This window comes from Enterococcus sp. E4-223, from assembly GCF_035727065.1.
GTDB lineage: Bacteria > Bacillota > Bacilli > Lactobacillales > Enterococcaceae > Enterococcus_B > Enterococcus_B faecium.
This window is the reverse complement of the sequence record NZ_JAPMLH010000009.1, coordinates 24,679-47,140: the sequence shown is the minus strand read 5'-3', so window position 1 is coordinate 47,140 and position 22,462 is coordinate 24,679. Positions and strand designations below refer to the sequence as shown.

15 protein-coding genes are annotated in these 22,462 nt (G+C 40.5%); 2 read left to right on the top strand and 13 right to left on the bottom strand.

The genetic code is table 11. From position 1 onward, the window contains the following. The first annotated feature begins 8 nt into the window (after positions 1 to 8). A complete protein-coding gene (locus OS139_RS11965; RefSeq protein ID WP_002332239.1) occupies positions 9 to 695 on the top strand; it encodes a prepilin peptidase in 687 nt (228 codons plus the stop codon). A 71-nt stretch (positions 696 to 766) separates the two neighbouring features. Here the strand turns inward: OS139_RS11965 and msrA are convergent, their stop codons facing one another. From msrA to OS139_RS11910, 11 genes are all read right to left on the bottom strand, one after another. Further along, a complete protein-coding gene (msrA, locus tag OS139_RS11960; RefSeq protein ID WP_002332238.1) occupies positions 767 to 1,294 on the bottom strand; it encodes a peptide-methionine (S)-S-oxide reductase MsrA in 528 nt (175 codons plus the stop codon). Positions 1,295 to 1,377: 83 nt separating this feature from the next. Further along, entirely contained in the window at positions 1,378 to 2,055 is a 678-nt protein-coding gene (gene pgmB, locus OS139_RS11955; protein ID WP_325066952.1) for a beta-phosphoglucomutase, read from the bottom strand. Continuing rightward, entirely contained in the window at positions 2,052 to 3,182 is a 1,131-nt protein-coding gene (locus OS139_RS11950) for a glycerate kinase (RefSeq protein ID WP_002332237.1), read from the bottom strand. The genes pgmB and OS139_RS11950 overlap by 4 nt, the downstream gene beginning before the upstream one ends. Beyond that, on the bottom strand, positions 3,182 to 5,365 hold the full coding sequence (locus OS139_RS11945; protein WP_086294236.1) for a glycoside hydrolase family 65 protein: 2,184 nt from the start codon (positions 5,363 to 5,365) through the stop codon (positions 3,182 to 3,184). Before OS139_RS11945 ends, OS139_RS11950 begins: the two co-directional genes overlap by 1 nt. Then, a complete protein-coding gene (locus OS139_RS11940) occupies positions 5,362 to 6,387 on the bottom strand; it encodes a Gfo/Idh/MocA family protein (protein WP_002332235.1) in 1,026 nt (341 codons plus the stop codon). The genes OS139_RS11945 and OS139_RS11940 overlap by 4 nt, the downstream gene beginning before the upstream one ends. A gap of 44 nt (positions 6,388 to 6,431) precedes the next feature. Further along, on the bottom strand, positions 6,432 to 7,259 hold the full coding sequence (locus OS139_RS11935) for a sugar phosphate isomerase/epimerase family protein (protein ID WP_002288129.1): 828 nt from the start codon (positions 7,257 to 7,259) through the stop codon (positions 6,432 to 6,434). After that, entirely contained in the window at positions 7,256 to 8,323 is a 1,068-nt protein-coding gene (locus OS139_RS11930; protein WP_002307801.1) for a zinc-dependent alcohol dehydrogenase, read from the bottom strand. The genes OS139_RS11935 and OS139_RS11930 overlap by 4 nt, the downstream gene beginning before the upstream one ends. Before the next feature lie 25 nt (positions 8,324 to 8,348). Next, positions 8,349 to 9,185, bottom strand: coding sequence for a carbohydrate ABC transporter permease (locus tag OS139_RS11925; RefSeq protein ID WP_002288133.1), 837 nt, complete (start codon positions 9,183 to 9,185; stop codon positions 8,349 to 8,351). Then, the gene (locus OS139_RS11920; protein ID WP_325066948.1) at positions 9,182 to 10,051 is read right to left on the bottom strand and encodes a carbohydrate ABC transporter permease; all 870 of its coding nucleotides are present in this window, start codon (positions 10,049 to 10,051) and stop codon (positions 9,182 to 9,184) included. The genes OS139_RS11925 and OS139_RS11920 overlap by 4 nt, the downstream gene beginning before the upstream one ends. Before the next feature lie 69 nt (positions 10,052 to 10,120). Further along, positions 10,121 to 11,404, bottom strand: coding sequence for an ABC transporter substrate-binding protein (locus tag OS139_RS11915; protein ID WP_325066947.1), 1,284 nt, complete (start codon positions 11,402 to 11,404; stop codon positions 10,121 to 10,123). Positions 11,405 to 11,417: 13 nt separating this feature from the next. After that, a complete protein-coding gene (locus OS139_RS11910; RefSeq protein WP_325066946.1) occupies positions 11,418 to 13,103 on the bottom strand; it encodes an alpha-amylase family glycosyl hydrolase in 1,686 nt (561 codons plus the stop codon). 274 nt (positions 13,104 to 13,377) lie between these two features. On the opposite strand from OS139_RS11910, the gene OS139_RS11905 reads away from it, so the two are divergent. Beyond that, positions 13,378 to 14,403, top strand: a complete 1,026-nt coding sequence (locus OS139_RS11905) for a LacI family DNA-binding transcriptional regulator (RefSeq protein ID WP_325066945.1) — start codon at positions 13,378 to 13,380, stop codon at positions 14,401 to 14,403. Between the two features lie 595 nt (positions 14,404 to 14,998). Here OS139_RS11905 and rpoC read toward each other — a convergent pair. Beyond that, a complete protein-coding gene (rpoC, locus tag OS139_RS11900; protein ID WP_002295965.1) occupies positions 14,999 to 18,652 on the bottom strand; it encodes a DNA-directed RNA polymerase subunit beta' in 3,654 nt (1,217 codons plus the stop codon). Between the two features lie 78 nt (positions 18,653 to 18,730). After that, positions 18,731 to 22,348, bottom strand: coding sequence for a DNA-directed RNA polymerase subunit beta (gene rpoB / locus OS139_RS11895; RefSeq protein WP_325066944.1), 3,618 nt, complete (start codon positions 22,346 to 22,348; stop codon positions 18,731 to 18,733). Positions 22,349 to 22,462 lie beyond the last annotated feature (114 nt).

Below are 22,462 nucleotides of genomic sequence, written 5' to 3'. Positions count from 1 at the left end.
GAGATGGCGTGTTACTTTATTTTATCATTGGTTGCTGTATCGGATCATTTTTATGTTTAACCGCCCAGCGGATTCCGTTAGGTCACTCTATTATTTATCCTAGATCTCATTGTGTCAAATGCTGTCGTTCGCTTTCTTGGTATGAATTGATTCCGATTCTCTCGATCATCGTCCAACGATTTCGCTGCCGCTATTGCCGGTGTCGGTTGCCCTTCTACTATTTGTTGGCAGAAGCCTTATGTGGTGGTCTTTTTGTCTGGTTCTTTACTTTTTCTTCTGCAAGAAATTATTCGACATTCATATGGATGCTTTCGGCTTTGCTATTTTCGTTGATGGATTTATTTTACTTCATGGTCCATTCTCACACGCTATTCTGTTCTTGGGCAATTTTATGGATTTTTTGGTTGCAGGCCGGCGTCTTCCAATGGCAAAGTGTGCTGTTAACGTTTATCGTAGGCGGTGTGTGCCTTCGCTATGGTCAATCCTATCTCGGAGCTGGTGATACTCTGTTGATGCTTTCTTGGAGTGGTGGCTTGTCTCTGGAAGAGTTGCTTCAGATCTTGTTTCTTGCTAGTCTGTTTGGAATATCCGTTTTTTCTGTTTACTTTATCTGTCATAAAAAAAAGATGGAAAAACTGCCTTTCATTCCTTTTTTGAGCAGTGCGTTGCTGATTGTCCTTCATCTTAGGTATTGAAAAGAGGTTGTGACAAACGACTTGTCACAACCTCTGATATACGGTGTTCCAAAAGTAGCTTTTTCGGCTTCTTATTTCTTGCCGCCCCAATGTCGACGAAGGAAACCGGCACGTCCAGAACCTTCTCGATAAAGATTGTAATGGAGCTTGTTTTTCTTGTAATAATCCTGATGGTAATCTTCTGCAGGATAAAATTCGCTTCTTGGTTCGATTTTTGTCACGATTGGCTTATCGAATCGCCCGCTGTCTTGCAATGCTTGTTTTGAACGCTCTGCAATATTTCGTTCTTCTTCATCATTATAGTAGATCACTGGACGATAAGAATCACCGCGATCAGCGAACTGTCCTAATGCGTCAGTCGGATCGGTTTGCTGCCAATAGATTTCCACCAACTGATCATAAGAAATAACTTCTGGATCATATTCGATCTCTACTGCTTCTGTATGCCCTGTTGTGCCTGTTGTTACTTGTTCATAAGTTGGATTTGGTACATGCCCGCCAGTATAACCGGATGTCACAGAAATGATCCCTGGCTGCTCTTCAAATGGTTTGACCATACACCAAAAGCATCCGCCTGCGAAAACTGCTTTTTTTGTCATATAAAATCCCCCTTTTTTCTCATCATACCTTGATTTCCAAAAGGAGGATAACGTTTTGCTTGTGACAGAAAAAACGGAAACTATTATATACGTGATACGGCTTCTGATAAATGCCAAAACGAACGTACTTGATCAAAAACGGTTAAATTAGGAATCACATATTCAGCAGAAGGAAGATTTATGTTTTCACCTATTCCCAATACATGCATGTTACCAGCCAAAGCTGCTTGACAGCCAGCTTCTGAATCTTCAATGACCAAGCATGCATTTGGCGGTACATTCAATTGCTGTGCTCCTTTGAGAAAAACTTCCGGATCAGGTTTTGCTTTTGATACTTGCGTGCCGTCAATAAGGACATCAAAATAACTTGTCAAATTCGTTTTTTCTAAAATGAGGCGTGCATTTTTGCTTGCTGATCCCAATCCGATCTTGATGTTTGTTTTTTTCAAGTACTCAAGAACAGCTATTGCACCAGGCAAAACGGATGTTTCATCCATTTTTTGAATCGCTTGAAGATATAGATTGTTTTTTTGCTCAGCAAAGGCTGATTTCTCTTTTTCTGAGAATTTCTGTTCCATTTTTCCAAATGACAGCAATCGCTCTAGTGACTCGGTTCTGGATATTCCTTTCAGTTGCTCGTTTTCTTTCTCAGTGAATGGAATGGACAGCTGGTTAGCTAAAACCAGCCACGCTTCGTAATGATAACGAGCTGTGTCTACAAGAACGCCATCTAAATCGAATAGTGCTGCTTTGATTTTCATCGATTACCTCCTTGAAAATGAACGACTTGAAGTAAAGATGCGATGTTTTTAGCTGTGCGATGAAGATTATCAGTGGCTTGCTGTAAAGCTTCTTGTAAAGGCACAGCTGCAGGAAGGATCGGAAAAACGGCCGAAATGCCAACATCTGCTGCTTTTTCGCTTCCTTTACCAACACTTCCGCAAATAGCTATCACAGGAACGCCCTCTGGTACTCTTCTAGCAATCCCAACTGGCGCTTTTCCTTTTAGACTTTGTCCATCTAGACGTCCTTCGCCTACGATTACGAGGTCTGCTTGCTGTACCCGTTTATCGAACTCCAGTAAATCCAATACGTAGTCGATGCCAGAGACTATTTCCCCTGAAGCAAATGCTAACAGTCCTGCACCCATTCCACCACCAGCACCACTGCCCGATGCCTCGATTACTTGAGGGGCAAATCTCATATAAAAATCATGCATGGCTTGGTCAGCCACTGCTAATTCATTTTCTTTCAAGCCTTTTTGTGGTCCGAAAACAAAAGAAGCGCCTTCTTTTCCGCATAAAAGATTAGTAACATCAGTAATGACAGTGATTTTGGCTTTAATCAGCTCAATAGGCACGTTCGTTTTATCAACTGTAGCAATTTTACCTAGATTTTCTCCCAGTGCTTCTACTTTTTGATTATCTTGATCGTAAAAAGCATAACCTAGACCTTCTGCCATGCCGATGCCGCCATCGTTGGTACTACTTCCGCCAACGCCGATGATGATGTGTCGAACACCTTGTTGCAACAATTGTCGTATCAGTTCTCCTACTCCTCGCGTGGATAACCTAAGTGGCTGTCGTTGGTTTAGTGGGACATCTTTCAATCCGACGATTTCTGCCATTTCAAAAATCGCAGTTTGACCGTCTGAAGCGTACTGGATTTCTTTGTTTTTGCCAAATGAATTAGTAACGACTGCTGTTTGCCGCTTCAACCTTAAACTCTCTGCTAATGATGAAACCGTTCCTTCTCCTCCATCGCCTATAGGTAGCAGATCATATTCAGCCTGAACAAAAACTTCTTGAAAACCTGATTGAATGGCTTGTGCTGCCTCTACGGCTGTCAGACTTTCTTTGAAAGAATCTGGCGCAATCAGAATACGCATTATTTTTCCCTCCGTTCCAAGATCAGTTCTTTTTCCAGCTGGTATTGGTCTCCATTGACAAAAATAGGTAATGTTTCTTTTGTCTCTTTTTTTATTACTATTCGTTTTTTTGTCAAAACAAATAGCAACCTGTGATTTTTCCAAATAAAAGGAAAAGAAATTTTTTCCCATGCTGAAGGAAGTCTTGGAGAAATAGAAAGAGTTCCATTCGTTACTGTAATACCTGAAAAACCAAATATAACTGCTAGCCATAGTGCTCCTAATGAAGCAGCATGAATTCCGTCATCTGATGAATGCGGATCTGGTCCTAAATCAATCAGGCACGCTTCTTGGAATAAATGATACGCCCATTCCATTTCTTGGATACGGCAAGCCTCTATGGCGTGAATCGCTTTACTCAACGATGAGTCGTGGATTGTTTTGTTTTCATAGTAATGCAAATTCTTAGAAACGATTGGTTGAGAAAAATACTCAGGTAATAAGTATAACAGCATGACAAGATCTGCTTGCTTGCTGACTTGGAGTTCATTTACTTCGCTACGGGCATAATCAAGTAAAATAGACTGGCTGCCAGGACGTTCTTTGTAAGTGGTCAAATCAATAACTGGCTTACTGAGATACGTGTCATCTTGCGGAATCAGCTGTTCTTTGTTAGGCACTGGCAAATATAACTTATCTAAAAAATTTTGACATTCTTTCAAAAAAAGCGGATCGCCAGCTTGATATTTAACAGCTAAGGCCACATTATAATGCGCCAGATAGTTCGTATATGCATTATTGTCGATATATTCTGTGTATTCATCTGGACCAATGACTCTGTGTATCTCTAAATGATCATCGACTTTTACAGCTCTGCTCAGCCAAAAAGCTGCTGTTTCATGAATGAGCGTTTTTCCCTTTGTTTCTAAAAACGATTGATCCTCTGTTGCTTGGACATACTCTTGAACGGCATAAGCAAGGTCTGCACTGATATGGTGTTCTGCGACAGCTGAAGCAACTTCTTGTCTTGTTCCGGTTTTGATATTCAATGCAGCAAATTTGGGTGTCTCTTCCTGACCAGTGTGTGCGCTCTCCCATGGGAAAAGTGCACCTTGATAGTGATAATCTCTTGCTTTTTGCCGTGCGCCTTCTAATCGATCATAACGGTACAGCAGCAAATTCTTTGCTACTTCAGGAAACTGATATAAAAAGAAAGGCAGGATAAAAATTTCCGTATCCCAGAAAACATGCCCTTTATAACCTTCGCCAGTTAGTCCCTTCGCCCCTACACTAACACTTGGATCATTGCGGGGAGTCATAATCTGTAAATGGTAAGCAGCGAAGTCCATCGCTAACTGATCGAAAGAAGAATCACCTTGGATCGTTATCCGATGCTGATGCCAAAAATCTGTCCAATAAGACATCGACTGCTCTAAAATTTCTGTATAACTAACGCTTTTCTGGGCTTGGGCAATACTTTTCTTAAACGGGTCTGTTTGCTGAAGAGAGGTAGAGAGTACGATGATCTTCTCTAGCGTAAAGGACGTATTTTTTCTGATCTTTTCTGAAAAGGAAGCGGTGATCCGGCGATTTTTTGCTTGGAATACACCTGCTTTATTGAATTTAGCTGCAATCCCAATATCAATTTTACTTTCTGTTGTCTGGTAGGATGCACTGATCAAATCGTCACCAAATACTCGCAATTCTTTTTCAACCAACTGCTGTGTACCAAAATTGGTTTGCTGTCCATCGATACCTGTTTTCACGTCTACTTGGCAGACTTCGGTCAACGGCTTGATGACCACTTTCAGGGCTGCCTGATGGAGATTATTTTGATCAGCCACACGACAAGTAATGACTTCCACTTTTTTTCCTTGAGCAGTTTCAATGAGCGCATAGCGTTTAAGCTCTCCCATTTCTAAATCTAGTGCCCGCTCGTATGCAAGAACTTTCATCGTCTCAAGAGAAAAATGTTCACCGTCGATTTTTATTTCCCATCTGATGACATCTGGAAGATTCACTAACTCGGCTGATTCTGCTCCTAAAGGTCGGTTATATACACCAGCTGCAAACATTCCCCTTACTTGATTCCGATAGTCTTCCTCCTGGCTTCCTCTAATACCAAAAAATCCATTCCCAATGGTCATCTGACTCGCATACTTATTGATATACTCTAAATCAAATTGTTTTTCTTCTACTTTCATAAGGTAATAACTTCTCCTGTTTCTGCCGAACGATATAAATTTTCCACCAGATTCTGGATGACATATCCTTGCCAGCCATCTGCAATCATCTGAGCCTGGTCACCGAGCGCCCTATTCACAAAATGAGCCATACTTTGTTCATGTGGGTCATTAACTGGCGTGGTCTTTTGTAAGGAAACCAGCTTTCCATCTACATCTTCGAATAGTTCGCCTGGATACAGATTAGCACCTGCCTGATCGCCACAAAAAGCCACATTCAGTTTGTCTTCTCTGATATTCAAAGCAAACGAAGTATTCAGTTGGATGATCTTGCCGTTTTCTAATTCCAGTGTGCCAAAAATTGCATCTTCTACTGTGAATTTGCTTGGATCCCATTTCCCGAATTTCCCTGAATTTTTTTTCGTACCAATTTTTTGGAAGCTGTACGCCCGAACGCTTTTTACTTTAGGAAATCCAGTAATATACATCGCTGTATCAAGCATGTGAATGCCATAATCGATCAAAGGCCCGCCTCCTTGAAGTTCTTTGTCGATAAACGTTCCCCAGCCTGGAACACCAGACCGACGAAGCGCATTCGCTTCTACGTAATAAATATCCCCGAGAACATCAAGATGATTCTTGATCATTGTTGCTTCGTCAGAAAAACGATGCTGGAATCCATAAGCCAAAATCTGCCCGTTTTTATCGGCTGTCTCTGCCATCTTTCTTGCTTGATCAGCTGTCATAGCTGGTGGTTTCTCGCACATCACTGAAGCATTAGCTTCGAGGGCAGCCAATACATGTTCGAAGTGAAAGCGATTGGGTGTACAGACACTCACGATATCGGGAGAAATCTCATTCAGCATTTGTGTAACTGATGTATACGCATGAGAAAATCCTGTACGTCGGCAAAAATCTTCTGCTCGCTGGCTGACTGGATCAACCACAGCGGCCAATTCTAAGACATCTGATCTTTTTTGATAATAAGCAGCATGTACTTTTTCTGCTACTTGTCCAGCGCCTATGATTGCTACTTTCTTCATTTATTTCTCCCTCCTTTGCTTATTTACTTATTGTTTTTCTTTCTCTATTCTTTCTCTAAATCATTTAAATGACGCGCTGTTTCCAGACAGTTTTTCAAGTATTGCAATGATTCCTGATAAATTTTCACTTCATTTTCTCCTCGCAAACGACATTCATATACCATATAACCTTCATACTCATTTTGAAGTAGCGTTTGAAAATGGCGAGTAAAATCAATTGCGCCAGATCCTGGTTGGTAGCGATGATTATCTGCTAAATGGATATGACCCACATACTCTTTTTGCGTAGTCAATGCTTTTGAAATATCATCTTCTTCAATATTCATATGATAAAAATCAGCGATGATCTGCACATGTTTCAATTGATTAGAGTCAATGTAATGACGCGCATCCGCTAACAAATTGATCATATGGTCTTGGTATCGGTTCAAAGGCTCCAAATAAATAACCGTACCTGTTTCTTCGGCTACTTTATCTAAATAACGAAGTGATTCGCTGACTGCTTTATAGTCTCCTTCTTTGCTTCGGGGTGAAACCATCGGCGGTAATCGATAAGTGAACATTCCCCAAGCTGCTGGGATAACGATTCCTTTGCCGCCAACCTCGCTTAGTGCACGCAAAATCTCAGCAATTTGACGTACACCATTAAGACGCCGTTCTTCGATGAAGTCACCGATCCACCCATCGTATCCGTTACAAGCTGTCACTACTGGGATCCCTGTTTCTTTGATTGCCTGTTTGACTGTGTCGATATTTTCTATTAACAACTTACCATCGATTTCGTATTCTTCAAATCCACAGTCTTTGATAAATCTAAATTTTTCTAAAATGTCTCTTGGGAAAAATGCTTGATCTTGCGTACCAAATTTCATTGTTCTCCTCCTTGTACTTGAACACCCATTTTGATACTTTCTTCTGGGTGCTGATCTACATAACGCATGTAAGCTTCTGCGCTTTCTGCAAATGGCACAACTGGATCAATGATTTCTTCACAATCCAAGTAACCGTTCATCAATAATTCCCAACATGTGTCCTCGATTCGTTTACGGTTCCATCTTGGGTAATCTGGGTTTGGTTCACTAGATGCTCGAGCAAAGACGATTTTTGCATTATTGAAATGTGCTTCGCGACCAAGATTAAACCCAGCTGGAAAAGGTTTAGCAAAGGCAACATAAGAAATGATCCCGCCATAGCCGATCCCTCTTAAAGAAGCTTGTAATGCGGCAGCACTGCCACTCGTTTCAATAACTGAATCTACTCCACGTTTATCTGTCAATTCCTTTAGACGAAAACCGACATCTGCTTTCATAGGATCTAGCGTGTAATCGGCACCGTATTTTTCTGCTAATTCTCTACGCTGCGCTATGGGATCGATCCCAACGATGGTAGTAGCACCTGCTTTTTTAGCTAATTGAATCGCAATTTGCCCGATAGCGCCTAAACCGAAGATTGCTACAGCATCACCTGCTCGAACATGTGCTTCCCGGATACCGCCTAAAGCGAATTGAGCAGGATCGTAACATACTGCATTTTTCCATTGATCCAACCGATCAAGTTTACGTAGTTTATAATTATCAACACCGTTTGTAATCAGCGTTTCACGAATGGGTCCATAAGTGCAGACTAACTCTCCTTTTTGATACTCTGTCACCAAACTGCCCGTTTCTTCGATCGTACCGACAATCATATTTCCTAATTGAAATTCGCCAAATACCACACCGCGTTGGCTTCCTTCTTCTCTTGGCAAGAATAGGCGCCATTCTTCCGAAAATTCTTCATCGATAAATGGACTTAATCCTCTAAAGTCGACAATTTCTGTTCCTGGTTTTGGAGTAGCGAAAATTACTCGGATACGTACTTCGTTCTTTTCGATCTCACGGTCTTCGTAATCTTTGAATCCGGCTATTCTTGGTTCTAATGCAACTAATTTTTTCATCTTTTCTTTCCTCTTTCTTTTCTTTTTATCCTTTTACGCCGCCTTCGACTAAATCACCTTTAATAAATCGTTCAGATAACGCATACATAATGATGACTGGTAAAGCGGTCACCAATGAAGCGGCCATCATTCGTCCCCAAATGTAGTCTGGTGTACTGAATAATGTGTTCAAACCGATTGGTAAAGTAAATTTTTCGGAGGTCGACAGGAAAATCGAAGCAAATAAATAATCATTCCACGAAACCATAAAGCAATAAACGAAGACAGAAATGATTCCAGAAATAGCCAATGGTATAATGATCCGAATAATGATCTGGATCCGGCTAAGACCATCGATCATTGCTGCTTCTTCAATATCAGTCGGAATCGTGTCAAAATAACTTTTTAGCATGAATATCGCAGTAGGAAGTGTTTGAACGACCATCGTGATAATCAGTGCTGTATTGGTATCATACAAACCTAGACCGGAAATGATTTTAAATAATGGAACAACGATCAAAATACCGGAAAACATATAAACGGTGTAAAAGCTAGCATTGATTTTCGAGCGAGCTTTGAAGCGTAGTTTTGACAAAGCGTATGCCCCGCTGATCCCAATCACTACTGCAGTTACGGAGGCTATCAAGGAGATCACTAAACTATTTTTGAAATACATGATGAATGGAAAAATCTCAGCATTGAAAATATCCTGATAATGTTCAAAAGTCCATTCTTTCGGAAAAATAGTTTGTGTCGTTGCAATTGCTTCTTGTGAATCCTTGAATGATGTCATCAGCATGATCAAAAATGGAAACAAATTGACAGCTAATAGCAACAAAATCGTCGCGTAAAATAAGATTTTCCTGCTCTTTTTATTTTTCATTTCAAGTCCACCTTCTTTCGTGAGAGCAAGACGACCGCTGCAATAATGATGAACAATAGAATCGATATAGCTGCTGCTTTTCCAAGATCATTGAACGCAAAGGCTGTCTGATACAAATAAACGCCTAAGATATTGACTTTATTCGTCAGTAGATAGACATCTGTAAACATATAGAACATCCAGATAGATCGTAAAACAATCACAGTTGCTAGTACTGGTTTGATTGCCGGCAGTGTCACGATCTTGAACTTCTGCCAAGCATTTGCACTGTCCATTTCAGCTGCTTCATAAAGCGTTTTGTCGACTGTTTGCAAAATAGCCAAAAATGAAATAAACGCATACGGATAGTATCTCCAGATCGCAAACAAAACGACCATAAAGAAGCTAGCAACTGGCTGGTCGAACCACAGCGGTGCTTCGTTGAAAAGCTGCAACCTATCTACTAACAGATCATTGACGATTCCATAACTATTATTGAACATATATTTCCAAGCAAAAATCAAAGAAATAGATGGCGTAACATAACTTAATAAAATCAGTGAACGCACCGTTTTCCTAAATCTGAACTTGCGGTTAAGCAAAATAGCTACGGCTAATCCTAAAGCTGTACTGCCTGCTACAACTAAGAATGTGTAAGCAACTGTTAAACCTAAAGAACGATAAAATTCACTATCACTTAAAATTTCAAGATAATTGCTTAATCCGATAAAAACGGCGTCTAAGTTAGGATTCAGCGGCATATCGAAAAAACTGATCTGAATATTGGAAAGCATTGGAATCAGCACTAAAACAGCTAATAAAAGCATGCTTGGTGCTAAAAGTCCCATGGCTAATTTTAAGTCAGAATGTTTCCTTGGACGATTCATTGAAACCTCCCCCTGATAATCTGCCAATAGCTATCTACTTTTTTCGAACACCATTGGCAGAACTTCTTGTTATTTCGTATTTTTTTGTGCGTCAGCTAAAGATTGATCGACATCTTCGTTTCCGACAGTTACTTGGTTCACTGCTTTTCCGATCACACCTGAGCTTGTGATATCTCCCATTTTCGTGAAATTCTTTTCCCCGACTAGTCCAAAGACTTGTACTTCATCAAAAGCACTAGCAATCTCAGATGGCAGCTCGCCAAAAGACTTGATGACTTCATTTTCTTTGTAACCATCCAGTTCGACTACTTGTTTATTCACTGGTTGAGCACCCCCAGGAGACATCAAGACCCACTTTTCCATGTTTTTCGGTTGAGATAAGAAAGCTGTGAATGCTTCAGCAGCCTCTTTTTGTTTCTCGTCTAGACCAGAAGAAATCGTCAATCCAGATACTGTTCCATAGACAGCTTGATCTTTTTGTGTTGGGATAGCAAAACCGATATTTTCTGAGTTCCCCGCTTCATAAACAGAAGGCAAAATGTAAGTTGAATAGATTGCCATTGGTGCTGTTCCATTCATGAAAGCATCTTTGATTTCTGTCACATCATTAGAGCCTGGCATCGTGTATTGGGATAAGTTTTGATAAAACGACAATGCTTCTCTCATCTTTTCCGTATCGATCGTTACCTCGCCTTCATCATCCAAGACATTTGCTCCATTTGACAAAGCAAATTGAGAGAACGCTTGCTCACTCATTGTTCCTTCAGCAGTAGGCATAGCAATTCCATATTGTTTATTCTCTTTATCTGTGAAATGTTGAGCAATTTTTAAAATATCATCCCAATTTTCTGGTTCTGAAAAACCAGCTTCTGATAATTTTTCTTTGTCATACCAAATACCTTGAACCCAGCCGCTAATTGGTGCAGCAATATAGCTTTTTCCATCTTCTGAACGAACAAGGTTTTTGGCTCCGTCATAATAATTATCTTCTCCAGATTCCTCGATAACGTTTTGGACTGCCATCTGATCAATCAGTTCATCTTTATCCATCACTTTAGCAAAATCCTGACTGACTTCCATTACTTCTGGTAATTTACCGGAACGAGCTAACGTAACGATTTTCGTATTGAACGCTGATTCTTCTACCGGCACTTGCTTGATTTTGATGTCTGGATTTTCTTTTTCAAAATCAGCAACCAGTTCATTGATCACACTTAATCGTTCCTGTTCGACAGAAGAGTGCATGAATTGAATCGTTGTCTGTTGTGATTCGTTAGAGCTTTGACTTTCACCACAAGCAGTAAGAAGAAATCCAGTAGCTAGCAGACAGGTAGTAACAATAATTTTTTTCATTTTTTTCCACCTCTTATTTTATTATTTTCAGCCACATATATTCATACGGCTGGAATATCAACTTTCGTTCTTGACTGCAATGGATAATTTGTCCAGAAAACAGGTCTAGGTAATCTCCTTTTGGTAAAAGATAACCTGCTGATTGATTGGAAAAATTATGGATAACTAAGACTTTCTCTTCCTTCGCTTCGCGAATAAAACTGATAAAAGAATCTGCTGAGTCCAGTAAGTAAATCAAACTATTCGGATGGAAGGCTTTTTCTTTTTTTCGAATAGATAGCATCTGGGTCAATTCACCATATACTGCTGTTCTTAATGGATCTGTCTGCAACTCTTTCTCAATATCTGCTAACAAAAATTTTTGCCGATTGATTTTTCGATTCTCTCCTGTTTTTTCTACGCCTTTGTAATCATTTCGACTTCCCAGCACACTTTGAATATAAATTGCCGGCACGCCTGGTAACGTTACCAAAAATGAATGAGCTGCTAAAAAGCGTTTGCTTCTCCATTCCGTCGTATCTGTTGGAGAACTTAACGCATCTAGATACGTAGCGTTTATCTCATATGGACTGGTCGTTCCATCTGGTTTTTTCTTGTAGTTTACTCGGGCACCCTCTTTCTTCAGCTGTTCCACTAATTCAAGGATCGTTTTTTCCGGCAAAATACCTCTTATCGGGTTTAATCCGATTCCGTCATGGGAAGCTAAAAAATTAAAAAAGGTCGTTTTTTTCGATGTAAAATTGATTGTTTCTAACCATTCTTTCAACTTACTTGTATTTCCCGAGCGTATCGCGTGAAGAGTCAAAGGTGGCAGTGAAAACTGATAGACCATCTGTGCTTCATTCCTGCCATCGCCAAAATAACTAATATTATCTTTATGTGGCATATTTGTCTCGGTGATCAATACCGTTCCTGGAGCTGCTTCATCAACGATTGCACGGAATAACTGAATAATCTTATGCGTTTCTGGCAAGTGTATACAAGAAGTTCCTAGTTCTTTCCATAAAAACCCCACAGCATCCAAACGAATAAATGAAGCGCCTTTTTCTAGGTAAAACAAAAGAATATCGATCATTTTCAATAAAACTTCTGGGTTTTTAAAATTCAAATCTACTTGATCTTCGCTAAAAGTCGTCCATACATGTTTTTCTTTCCCGTTTTTGTCGATGAAAGTTGTAAGTAGTGGACTAGTCCTTGGTCTAGTCACGCTGCTTGTATCTGTATCCAGTGGCAAATCAATAAAAAAATCTTTGTACGTATCATTCAAGTTTAAATATTCCTGAAACCAAGTACTTTCGGCAGACATATGATTGCAGACAAAGTCGAACATTAACCGTGTTTCGCTTCTCATTTCTTCTACATCGTCCCATGTGCCCAAATGGTCGTTGATTGCCTGATAATCTAAAACGGAGAAACCATCATCAGATGTATATGGAAAAAATGGCAAGAAATGAACAACACTAAATGTATCTGCCAAATACTTCCGATAAAATTTTTTTAATGTACGCAAAGTTGGTTGCTGCTCTTCAAAAAATTGATCCCCATAAGTAATCAAGAAAATATCTTCTTCGTCCCAATGCAGTTTGCCTGCCTGGCCTTTCTTCTGCTGATAATCACTGACTTTTTGTTCAATCATAGAGGCGGTTTTCTCAGCCAAATCTGAGTCGCGATAAATCGCTTGTAAAAGTTTTGTATACATCGGATTCCCCTTTCTTTTTTGGGAGCGTTCCCAACGATTTGATCATATTATGGAAAACGCTTACTGTCAATAGCATTTTTTTAAATAATTTTGATATACAAAAAAATACAAATAAGAAAGCTTATGTATCAATAGTTAATAGCTTCTTAAAAAAATATGATCTCTCATGATCATGCAAGCTATTCCTAAATTTTCAAAATCATAGACAAAAAAGAATGTCTATTGTACTATGGAATTATTCTAAAACGCTCCCAAAAAGGAGGTGCATATAAAATTGAAACCTACTATTTATGACATTGCGAACAAAGCCAATGTCTCCAAATCAACTGTCTCCAGAGTATTAAATAACCAGCCAAATATCTCTGATAAAGCAAAAGCAAGTGTACTTCAAGCAATCAAAGAATTGAATTATGAACCGAGCAAAATTGCAAGAGGACTGTCAGGAAATGGTTTTGACGCGATTCTAGCATTATCTCATCGTACTTCTCATACGACCTATGGCAATCCTTTTTTTTCAGATGTTATTCAATCCATTTCTGCCGTTTCTGAACAAAATAACTTCGACTTGATTCTACAAACGGCAAAAACACCAGAAGAAGAGCTAGAAAAATGCGCGAAAAAGATCCAAGAAAAAATGATTCGAGGAATTATTATTTTAAGCTCTACGATGGATGAAACACTTCTTTTTGAATTGGATCAATACAATATTCCTATTGTGGTAATCGGAAAAGTCGGAAACGACTACACGAACATCTACTCAGTGGACACGGATAATTTCCAGGATAGTTACGATTTGGTGGAAACACTGATCAAGAATGGACACCGTCATATCGGCTGTCTCCATGCTCCGACAGAAGTTTATGTATCCAATGATCGTCTCAATGGTTACCGTCAATGCTTATTTGATCATCACCTAGATATCCGTAATGAATGGATCATAGACGTCGGCTTTCGCTTAGAAGACAGCATGGCAGCAATGAATGATTTAATGAAGCTGCGAGAAAGACCAACTGCGATTTTTTCTACCGATGCATTAAAATCATTGAGTATTTACAAAGTGGCAGAACAAACTGGAAAGCAGATACCTGATGATCTTTCGATCGCAGGATTCAGTGATCCCTTATTGTCCTCCCTATTTTCGCCACAGCTGACTCGGATAGACATTCCAACAAATCAGTTAGGAATCAAAGCCACAGAACTTTTATTCCAATTGATCCATCACCAATACCCAGAAGAAAAAAGAATCATTCTTTCAACCGAGATTACTCTCACAGATTCGATCCAACAACAAGAAATGTAGGGCAGATTTATAAAAGAACAGAAACACTGAGGATAAGTCAGTTACTCTGTTCTTTTTTCAATCACTCATCCTCCATTACCCCCTCCCGGTATTTTAGCGGATTTTTCTTTATTTTCCATCTATTTTAGATAGCTGTGGATAACTATAATGTTTGTGTTAAACTATTTTTTCCACAGGGAAGAAAAAACTATTTTTAACCACGTTGTGTATAAGTTTTTATAGTTCATTTTTTTAAACTCATTTACCCTTATTTCAATCCATGTTATTTGGGGATACTTATCTCTAAAACATAAATAGAATAACTAGACATGTCTACTGGTTTTGTTGTATTCGAGGAACTATTCACTAATAGCTAGCAAAATATTAAAAATAACCGCTCTATCTTCCCATGAATTTATTTTGCATTCAAAAAATGATCTATCTTTATTTTTATTGATTGACTTCTCTGGGAAGATGATCGTTCCGATACCTTAATGGGATACGAACCGATGTTGTAAGATCCTTTCCCACTTTTCTTCTAGTTAGACAAATTATTTTAGACAAATCAAAAAAGAGGTTGTGACAATAATTTGTCACAACCTCTTTTGTAAAATATCTATTTTGTTTGATTGTTCATTGCGTCTTCTGCAGCCATTTGTGCTTCAATATCTGAAATACTGTAGACATTTTCGCTTGCTACACCGACTTCTTTTGGTTCCATGTCACGGTAACGTTGCATACCAGTACCAGCTGGGATGATCTTACCGATAATAACATTTTCTTTCAAACCAAGAAGAGGATCTTTCTTACCGCGGATCGCAGCATCCGTCAAGACACGAGTTGTTTCTTGGAATGATGCAGCAGATAAGAAACTATTTGTTTCTAATGATGCTTTTGTAATACCTAGCAAGACAGGTCGAGAAGTTGCAGGAACGCCTCCTGAGACTAGCGTATTGTAGTTTTGATCTTTAAAGTCTGCGATGTCTAATAATGTACCTGGTAAGATATCTGTATCACCTGGATCCATTACACGAACTTTACGCAGCATTTGACGAACCATTACTTCGATATGCTTGTCGCCGATTTCTACCCCTTGCATACGGTAAACACGTTGTACTTCACGAAGCAAGTAGTTTTCAACAGATAATACATCGCGAACTTGCAACAATTGTTTTGGATCGATTGATCCTTCTGTCAATGGTGCACCACGGTGGATCATATCGCCTTCTGCTACTTTCATACGTGCTGTATAAGGAACAGTATACGTACGTGTATCTGTTTTTCCTTTGATTGTTACTTCTTTGGTACGTGTTGCAGGATCTTCTGAGATATCGATGACATCCCCTGTTACTTCTGTGATCACTGCTTGCCCTTTCGGATTACGTGCTTCAAAGATTTCTTGGACACGAGGAAGACCTTGAGTGATATCGTCTCCGGCAACCCCACCCGTATGGAATGTACGCATCGTCAACTGAGTACCAGGTTCACCGATTGATTGAGCGGCGATCGTACCAACTGCTTCTCCGACTTCAACGTCAGAGCCAGTTGCAAGGTTGCGTCCGTAACAATGTTTGCAGACACCATGTTTTGTATTACATGTGAAGACAGAACGGATTGTCACTGTTTCGACACCTGCATCAACGATTTGTTTTGCGATGTCTTCGGAAATCAATTGGTTTCCTGCAATGATCAATTCATTTGTTTCAGGATGACGTACTTCTTTACGAGTGTAACGTCCCACTAAACGATCTTCTAATGATTCGATGATTTCATTTCCTTCACGGATTGCTTGGATTTCAAGACCTCGGTCAGTACCGCAATCTTCTTCACGGATGATTACATCTTGGGCCACGTCAACCAGACGACGAGTCAAGTAACCTGAATCGGCAGTCTTCAAGGCTGTATCGGTCATCCCTTTACGAGCCCCGTGAGTTGAGATAAACATTTCCAAGACAGATAGTCCTTCACGGAAGTTCGAAATGATTGGCAATTCCATGATTCGACCATTAGGAGCGGCCATCAACCCACGCATTCCGGCAAGCTGTGTAAAGTTGGAAATGTTCCCACGAGCTCCAGAATCAGACATCATGAAGATTGGGTTTTTCGCTTCCAAACCTTCCATCAGTTTTTGTTGGATGCTGTCTTTTGCAGCGTTCCAAACAGCAATGACACGTTCATAACGTTCGTCATCTGTAATCAGACCACGACGGAATTGTTTTGTAATAGTTTCAACTTGTTTATGGGCATTTTCAATGATTTCTTGTTTTTCATTCAGTACACTGATGTCAGCGATCCCTACTGTGATACCGGCATGTGTTGAATGTTTATACCCTAAGTCTTTCATACGGTCAAGCATCTTAGAAGTTTCTGTTACTTTGAATCGTTTGAAGACTTCTGCGATGATGTTTCCTAAGTTTTTCTTCTTGAACGGTAATACTAATTCTTGCTCTTTGATATGTGCAGGAATATCAGTACCAGCTTCAACAAAGTATTTGTCCGGTGTTTGGACGGTCAAGTTGAAGTCTGTTGGTTCATTCAGATAAGGGAATTCAGGAGGCATGATCTCGTTGAAGATGATCTTACCAACTGTTGTGATCATCGTACGTTCTTTTTGCCATTCAGTAAATGGTTTTTCACCTAATGAGTTAGGGTTCACACCGATACGTGAATGTAAATGAACATATCCGTTGCGCCATGCGATAACGGCTTCGTTTTGATCTCTGAAGACCATTCCTTCGCCTTCGCGTCCTTCTTCTTCCATTGTCAAGTAGTAGTTACCTAGAACCATATCTTGAGAAGGAGTAACAACTGGTTTACCATCTTTAGGGTTCAAGATGTTTTGAGCAGCTAACATCAACATACGTGCTTCTGCTTGTGCTTCTTCATTCAATGGAACGTGGACAGCCATTTGGTCTCCATCGAAATCGGCATTATAAGCTTCACATACAAGTGGATGCAAACGGATTGCGCGTCCTTGTACTAAAACTGGTTCGAATGCTTGGATACCAAGTCGGTGAAGCGTAGGTGCCCGGTTCAGCAATACTGGGTGTTCCTTGATTACGTCTTCTAAAACATCCCATACTTCGTCTTCTTGACGTTCGATTTTACGTTTCGCATTTTTGATGTTTGAAGCTAGTTCGCGTTGAACAAGCTCACGCATCACGAATGGTTTGAATAATTCGATAGCCATTTCTTTTGGAAGTCCACATTGGTACATCTTCAAGAAAGGTCCAACAACGATAACAGAACGACCGGAGTAGTCGACACGTTTACCTAGCAAGTTTTGACGGAAACGACCTTGTTTCCCTTTCAACATATGAGAAAGAGATTTCAATGGGCGGTTACCTGGTCCAGTAACTGGACGTCCGCGACGACCGTTATCGATCAATGCATCTACTGCTTCTTGCAGCATACGTTTTTCATTTTGAACGATGATTCCAGGTGCATTCAAGTCTAACAAACGTTTCAAACGGTTATTACGGTTGATTACACGACGGTAAAGATCATTCAAGTCACTTGTTGCAAAACGTCCACCTTCTAATTGAACCATTGGGCGTAAATCTGGTGGAATAACAGGGATAACGTCCATAACCATCCAGCTTGGTTGATTTCCTGAAGCGCGGAATGCTTCTAAAATATCCAAACGGCGGATTGCACGTGTACGTTTTTGTCCTTGTGCAGATTTCAATTCTTCTTTCAATTCGGCTGCTTCTGCATCTAGATCAACATTATCAAGTAATTGTTTGATCGCTTCTGCACCCATAGCAGCTTGGAATTCTTGTCCATATTGTTCACGTTTTTCGCGATATTCGCGTTCTGTCAACAATTGTTTTTTCTCTAAATTCGTATTTCCTGGTTCGATGACTACATATGAAGCAAAATAAATGATTTCTTCCAAAGCGCGTGGGCTCATGTCTAATACAAGACCCATACGTGAAGGAATCCCTTTAAAGTACCAGATATGTGAAACAGGAGCTGCTAATTCAATATGTCCCATGCGTTCACGGCGAACTTTCGAACGAGTAACTTCCACTCCGCATCGATCACAAACGATTCCTTTATAACGGATACGTTTGTATTTTCCGCAGGCACATTCCCAGTCTTTTGTAGGACCAAAAATCCGCTCACAGAACAACCCTTCGCGTTCAGGTTTTAAGGTACGATAGTTAATCGTCTCAGGTTTTTTTACTTCACCGTAAGACCAGCTTCTGATTTTTTCGGGAGAAGCCAAACCTATTTGCATACTTTCGAATTTATTTACATCGATCAAAAGGGGTTCCCTCCATTTCATTTAATGGCAAACCGCAAGACGGCTGATCTTCGACCGCCTTGCAGCTCATAGACCGGATTAGTCTAAATTATCTTCTGCGGTTTCAAAGTTTTGGATGACATCGTCTTTTTCATCTTCCACTTGTTCAGCAGCTTTCTTTTCTAATTCTTTGGCAGTTTGCTGTTCGGCAAATTTTGTCAAAGCATCAACAGTGATCAAATCGTCGTCTTCATCGTCCATGTCGCGAAGTTCGATCTCTGTTTCTTCGATATCCAAGACACGCATGTCCAGACCTAGTGATTGCAATTCTTTCACCAATACGCGGAATGATTCCGGTACACCTGGTTTTGGAATTGGTTCACCCTTGACGATTGCTTCGTATGTTTTCACACGTCCGACTACGTCATCTGATTTGTATGTCAAGATTTCTTGTAAAGTATAAGCCGCACCGTAAGCTTCCAGTGCCCATACTTCCATTTCACCAAAACGTTGTCCACCAAATTGAGCTTTACCTCCCAATGGTTGTTGTGTAACCAATGAGTAAGGTCCGATTGAACGTGCATGCAATTTGTCATCGACCATGTGAGCAAGTTTGATCATGTACATCACACCGACAGACACACGTCCATCAAATGGTTCACCTGTACGTCCGTCGTACAGAACAGTTTTCGCATCGCTGGCCATACCGGCTTCACGAACTGTTTCCCATACGTCTTCATCACTTGCACCATCAAATACTGGCGTTGCTACGTGGATACCTAACTGACGTGCAGCCATACCCAAGTGTAATTCCAATACTTGTCCGATGTTCATACGTGATGGCACCCCTAAAGGATTCAGCATGATATCGATTGGTGTTCCATCAGGTAAGAATGGCATATCTTCTTCCGGCATAATACGGGATACAACCCCTTTATTTCCGTGACGACCGGCCATTTTATCCCCTTCATGGATTTTACGTTTTTGAACGATATAAACACGAACTAACATGTTTACGCCTGGTGACAATTCATCTCCAGCTTCACGAGTAAAGATTTTCACATCGTGAACGATCCCGCCGCCGCCATGCGGTACACGTAATGATGTATCGCGGACTTCACGAGCTTTTTCGCCAAAGATCGCATGCAATAGACGTTCTTCTGCAGATAATTCTGTTACCCCTTTTGGCGTGACTTTCCCTACAAGCAAATCGCCATCTTGGACTTCTGCACCAATACGGATGATGCCCATTTCGTCTAAATCTTTCAATGCGTCTTCCCCGACATTAGGGATTTCGCGTGTGATTTCTTCAGGTCCTAATTTTGTATCGCGGGCTTCTGATTCATATTCTTCAATATGGATAGAAGTGTATACGTCATCTTTTACCAAACGACGGCTCATGATGATCGCATCTTCATAGTTGTACCCTTCCCAAGTCATGAAACCAACTAAAACGTTTTGGCCTAGAGCCATTTCGCCTTGTTCCATAGATGGTCCGTCTGCCAGAGTATCCCCTTTTTCGACTTTTTCACCTAAATGAACGATTGGACGTTGGTTGTAGCTTGTTCCGGAGTTTGAACGACGGAATTTCGTTACATCGTATTTATCTAATGCACCGTTGTCGCGGCGTACGCGGATTTCAGAAGCATCAACGTATTCAACGACACCATCATGTTTACATAACAAAGCAGCTCCTGAGTCATGCGCTGATTTGTATTCCATACCAGTACCAACCCATGGTGCTTGAGGATTGATCAACGGCACTGCTTGACGCTGCATGTTGGCACCCATCAAGGCACGGTTGGAGTCATCGTTTTCCAAGAAAGGAATACATGCTGTCGCAACGGCAACTACTTGTTTAGGTGATACGTCCATGTAGTCTACTTTATCAATAGATACTTCTAAGTTTTCACTTTGAGCACGAGCCATAACAACGTCTTGAGCAAATGTTCCATCTTCATTCAATGGGCTGTTTGCTTGGGCTACGATGTAATGGTCTTCGATGTCTGCTGTCAAGTAGTCGATTTGGTCAGTAACACGACCTGTTTCGCGGTCTACACGACGATAAGGTGTTTCGATAAATCCGAATTTATTTACTTTCGCATAACTGGACAAACTATTGATCAACCCGATGTTTGGGCCTTCAGGAGTTTCGATCGGACACATACGGCCATAGTGGGAGTAGTGAACGTCACGAACTTCATAACCGGCACGGTCACGAGTCAATCCGCCAGGTCCTAAGGCTGAAAGACGACGTTTGTGTGTCAATTCGCCAAGAGGGTTTGTTTGATCCATGAACTGTGACAACTGAGAAGAACCAAAGAATTCTTTGATACTTGCCACAACTGGACGGATATTGATCAATTGTTGAGGTGTCAATGTTTCAGGATCTTGGATCGACATTCTTTCACGAACCACACGTTCCATACGTGCTAGCCCGATACGGAATTGGTTTTGTAAAAGTTCACCAACTGAACGGATACGACGATTTCCTAAGTGGTCGATATCATCGACATTGCCGATACCTTCCATCAAGTTCAAGAAATAGCTCATTGAAGCAATGATGTCGGCTGGACGAACCGTTTTTACAGCTGCTTCTGGATAGCCGTTTCCGATCACGTTCACTTCACGTTCAGGATCTCTTGGTGAAAATACTTTGATGACTTGGACAGTCATTGGATCTGTGACCACACCATCTTCTGATGGATAGTAAGTCACTGAATTTAGACCGTTATCAATGAAAGGAGCTAATGTTTCCATGACTTGGTGAGTCAAGACTGTTCCTTTTTCAACGATGATCTCGCCTGTTTCAGGATCAACTAATGTTTCAGCTAATGTCAGATTCAATAGACGTGTTTTCAAATCTAATTTTTTGTTTACTTTGTAACGACCAACGTTTGCTAAGTCGTAACGTTTTGGATCGAAGAAACGAGCATTCAGCAAGTTACGTGAGCTGTCTGCTGTTTTTGGTTCGCCTGGACGCAAACGTTCGTAAACGTCTTTCAAACCTTCTTCTGTTCTTGAGTCGCTTGCGTTTTTATGCAAGTCTTTTTCGACTGTATTGCGTAATGTTTCGCTGTCGCCGAAGATTTCAAAGATCGTATCATCGGAACCAAATCCTAACGCACGAACTAATACGGTTAAAGGAATCTTACGTGTACGGTCGATACGTACATAAGAGATGTCTTTTGCATCAGTTTCCATTTCTAGCCAAGCTCCACGGTTAGGGATAACAGTAGAACCGAATCCTTCTTTTCCGTTTTTGTCGACTTTTCCATGGAAATAGACACCTGGTGAACGGACTAACTGAGAAACGATTACTCGCTCTGCCCCGTTGATGATGAATGTTCCTTGTTCTGTCATTAATGGGAAATCACCGAAGAATACTTCTTGTGCTTTGATTTCGCCAGTCTCGCGGTTTGTCAAACGCAATGTTACATGTAATGGTGCAGAGTAGTTTGCATCATGCGCACGAGCTTCTGCTACTGTATACTTTGGTTCTTTCAATTCATAATCTACAAATTCCAAAGATAGATTGCCATTGAAGTCATCGATTGGCAAAATGTCTTCAAACATTTCTCTAAGTCCCTCATCTAAGAACCATTGGTAAGAGTCTGTTTGAATTTCGATCAAATTTGGTAATTCCAACACTTCACTGATTCTTGCGAAACTTCTACGTTCGCGATGTTTTCCGTATTTTACTACGTGTCCAGCCAAGCTCTTCACCCCTCTAAAATGTCATTCAAAAAGACTACCCGATCAATTGTTACAATAATATTTCAAATATTATTTTTAGGTAACAATAGACATTTTTTGCGGCTTTTAGGCAAA

Bases quoted from the DNA above. Each gene is read 5' to 3' on its own strand.
- msrA (WP_002332238.1), bottom strand. From the start codon at position 1,294: ATGACAAAAAAAGCAGTTTTCGCAGGCGGATGCTTTTGGTGTATGGTC.
- pgmB (WP_325066952.1), bottom strand. From the start codon at position 2,055: ATGAAAATCAAAGCAGCACTATTCGATTTAGATGGCGTTCTTGTAGAC.
- OS139_RS11950 (WP_002332237.1), bottom strand. From the start codon at position 3,182: ATGCGTATTCTGATTGCGCCAGATTCTTTCAAAGAAAGTCTGACAGCC.
- OS139_RS11945 (WP_086294236.1), bottom strand. From the start codon at position 5,365: ATGAAAGTAGAAGAAAAACAATTTGATTTAGAGTATATCAATAAGTAT.
- OS139_RS11940 (WP_002332235.1), bottom strand. From the start codon at position 6,387: ATGAAGAAAGTAGCAATCATAGGCGCTGGACAAGTAGCAGAAAAAGTA.
- OS139_RS11935 (WP_002288129.1), bottom strand. From the start codon at position 7,259: ATGAAATTTGGTACGCAAGATCAAGCATTTTTCCCAAGAGACATTTTA.
- OS139_RS11930 (WP_002307801.1), bottom strand. From the start codon at position 8,323: ATGAAAAAATTAGTTGCATTAGAACCAAGAATAGCCGGATTCAAAGAT.
- OS139_RS11925 (WP_002288133.1), bottom strand. From the start codon at position 9,185: ATGAAAAATAAAAAGAGCAGGAAAATCTTATTTTACGCGACGATTTTG.
- OS139_RS11920 (WP_325066948.1), bottom strand. From the start codon at position 10,051: ATGAATCGTCCAAGGAAACATTCTGACTTAAAATTAGCCATGGGACTT.
- OS139_RS11915 (WP_325066947.1), bottom strand. From the start codon at position 11,404: ATGAAAAAAATTATTGTTACTACCTGTCTGCTAGCTACTGGATTTCTT.
- OS139_RS11910 (WP_325066946.1), bottom strand. From the start codon at position 13,103: ATGTATACAAAACTTTTACAAGCGATTTATCGCGACTCAGATTTGGCT.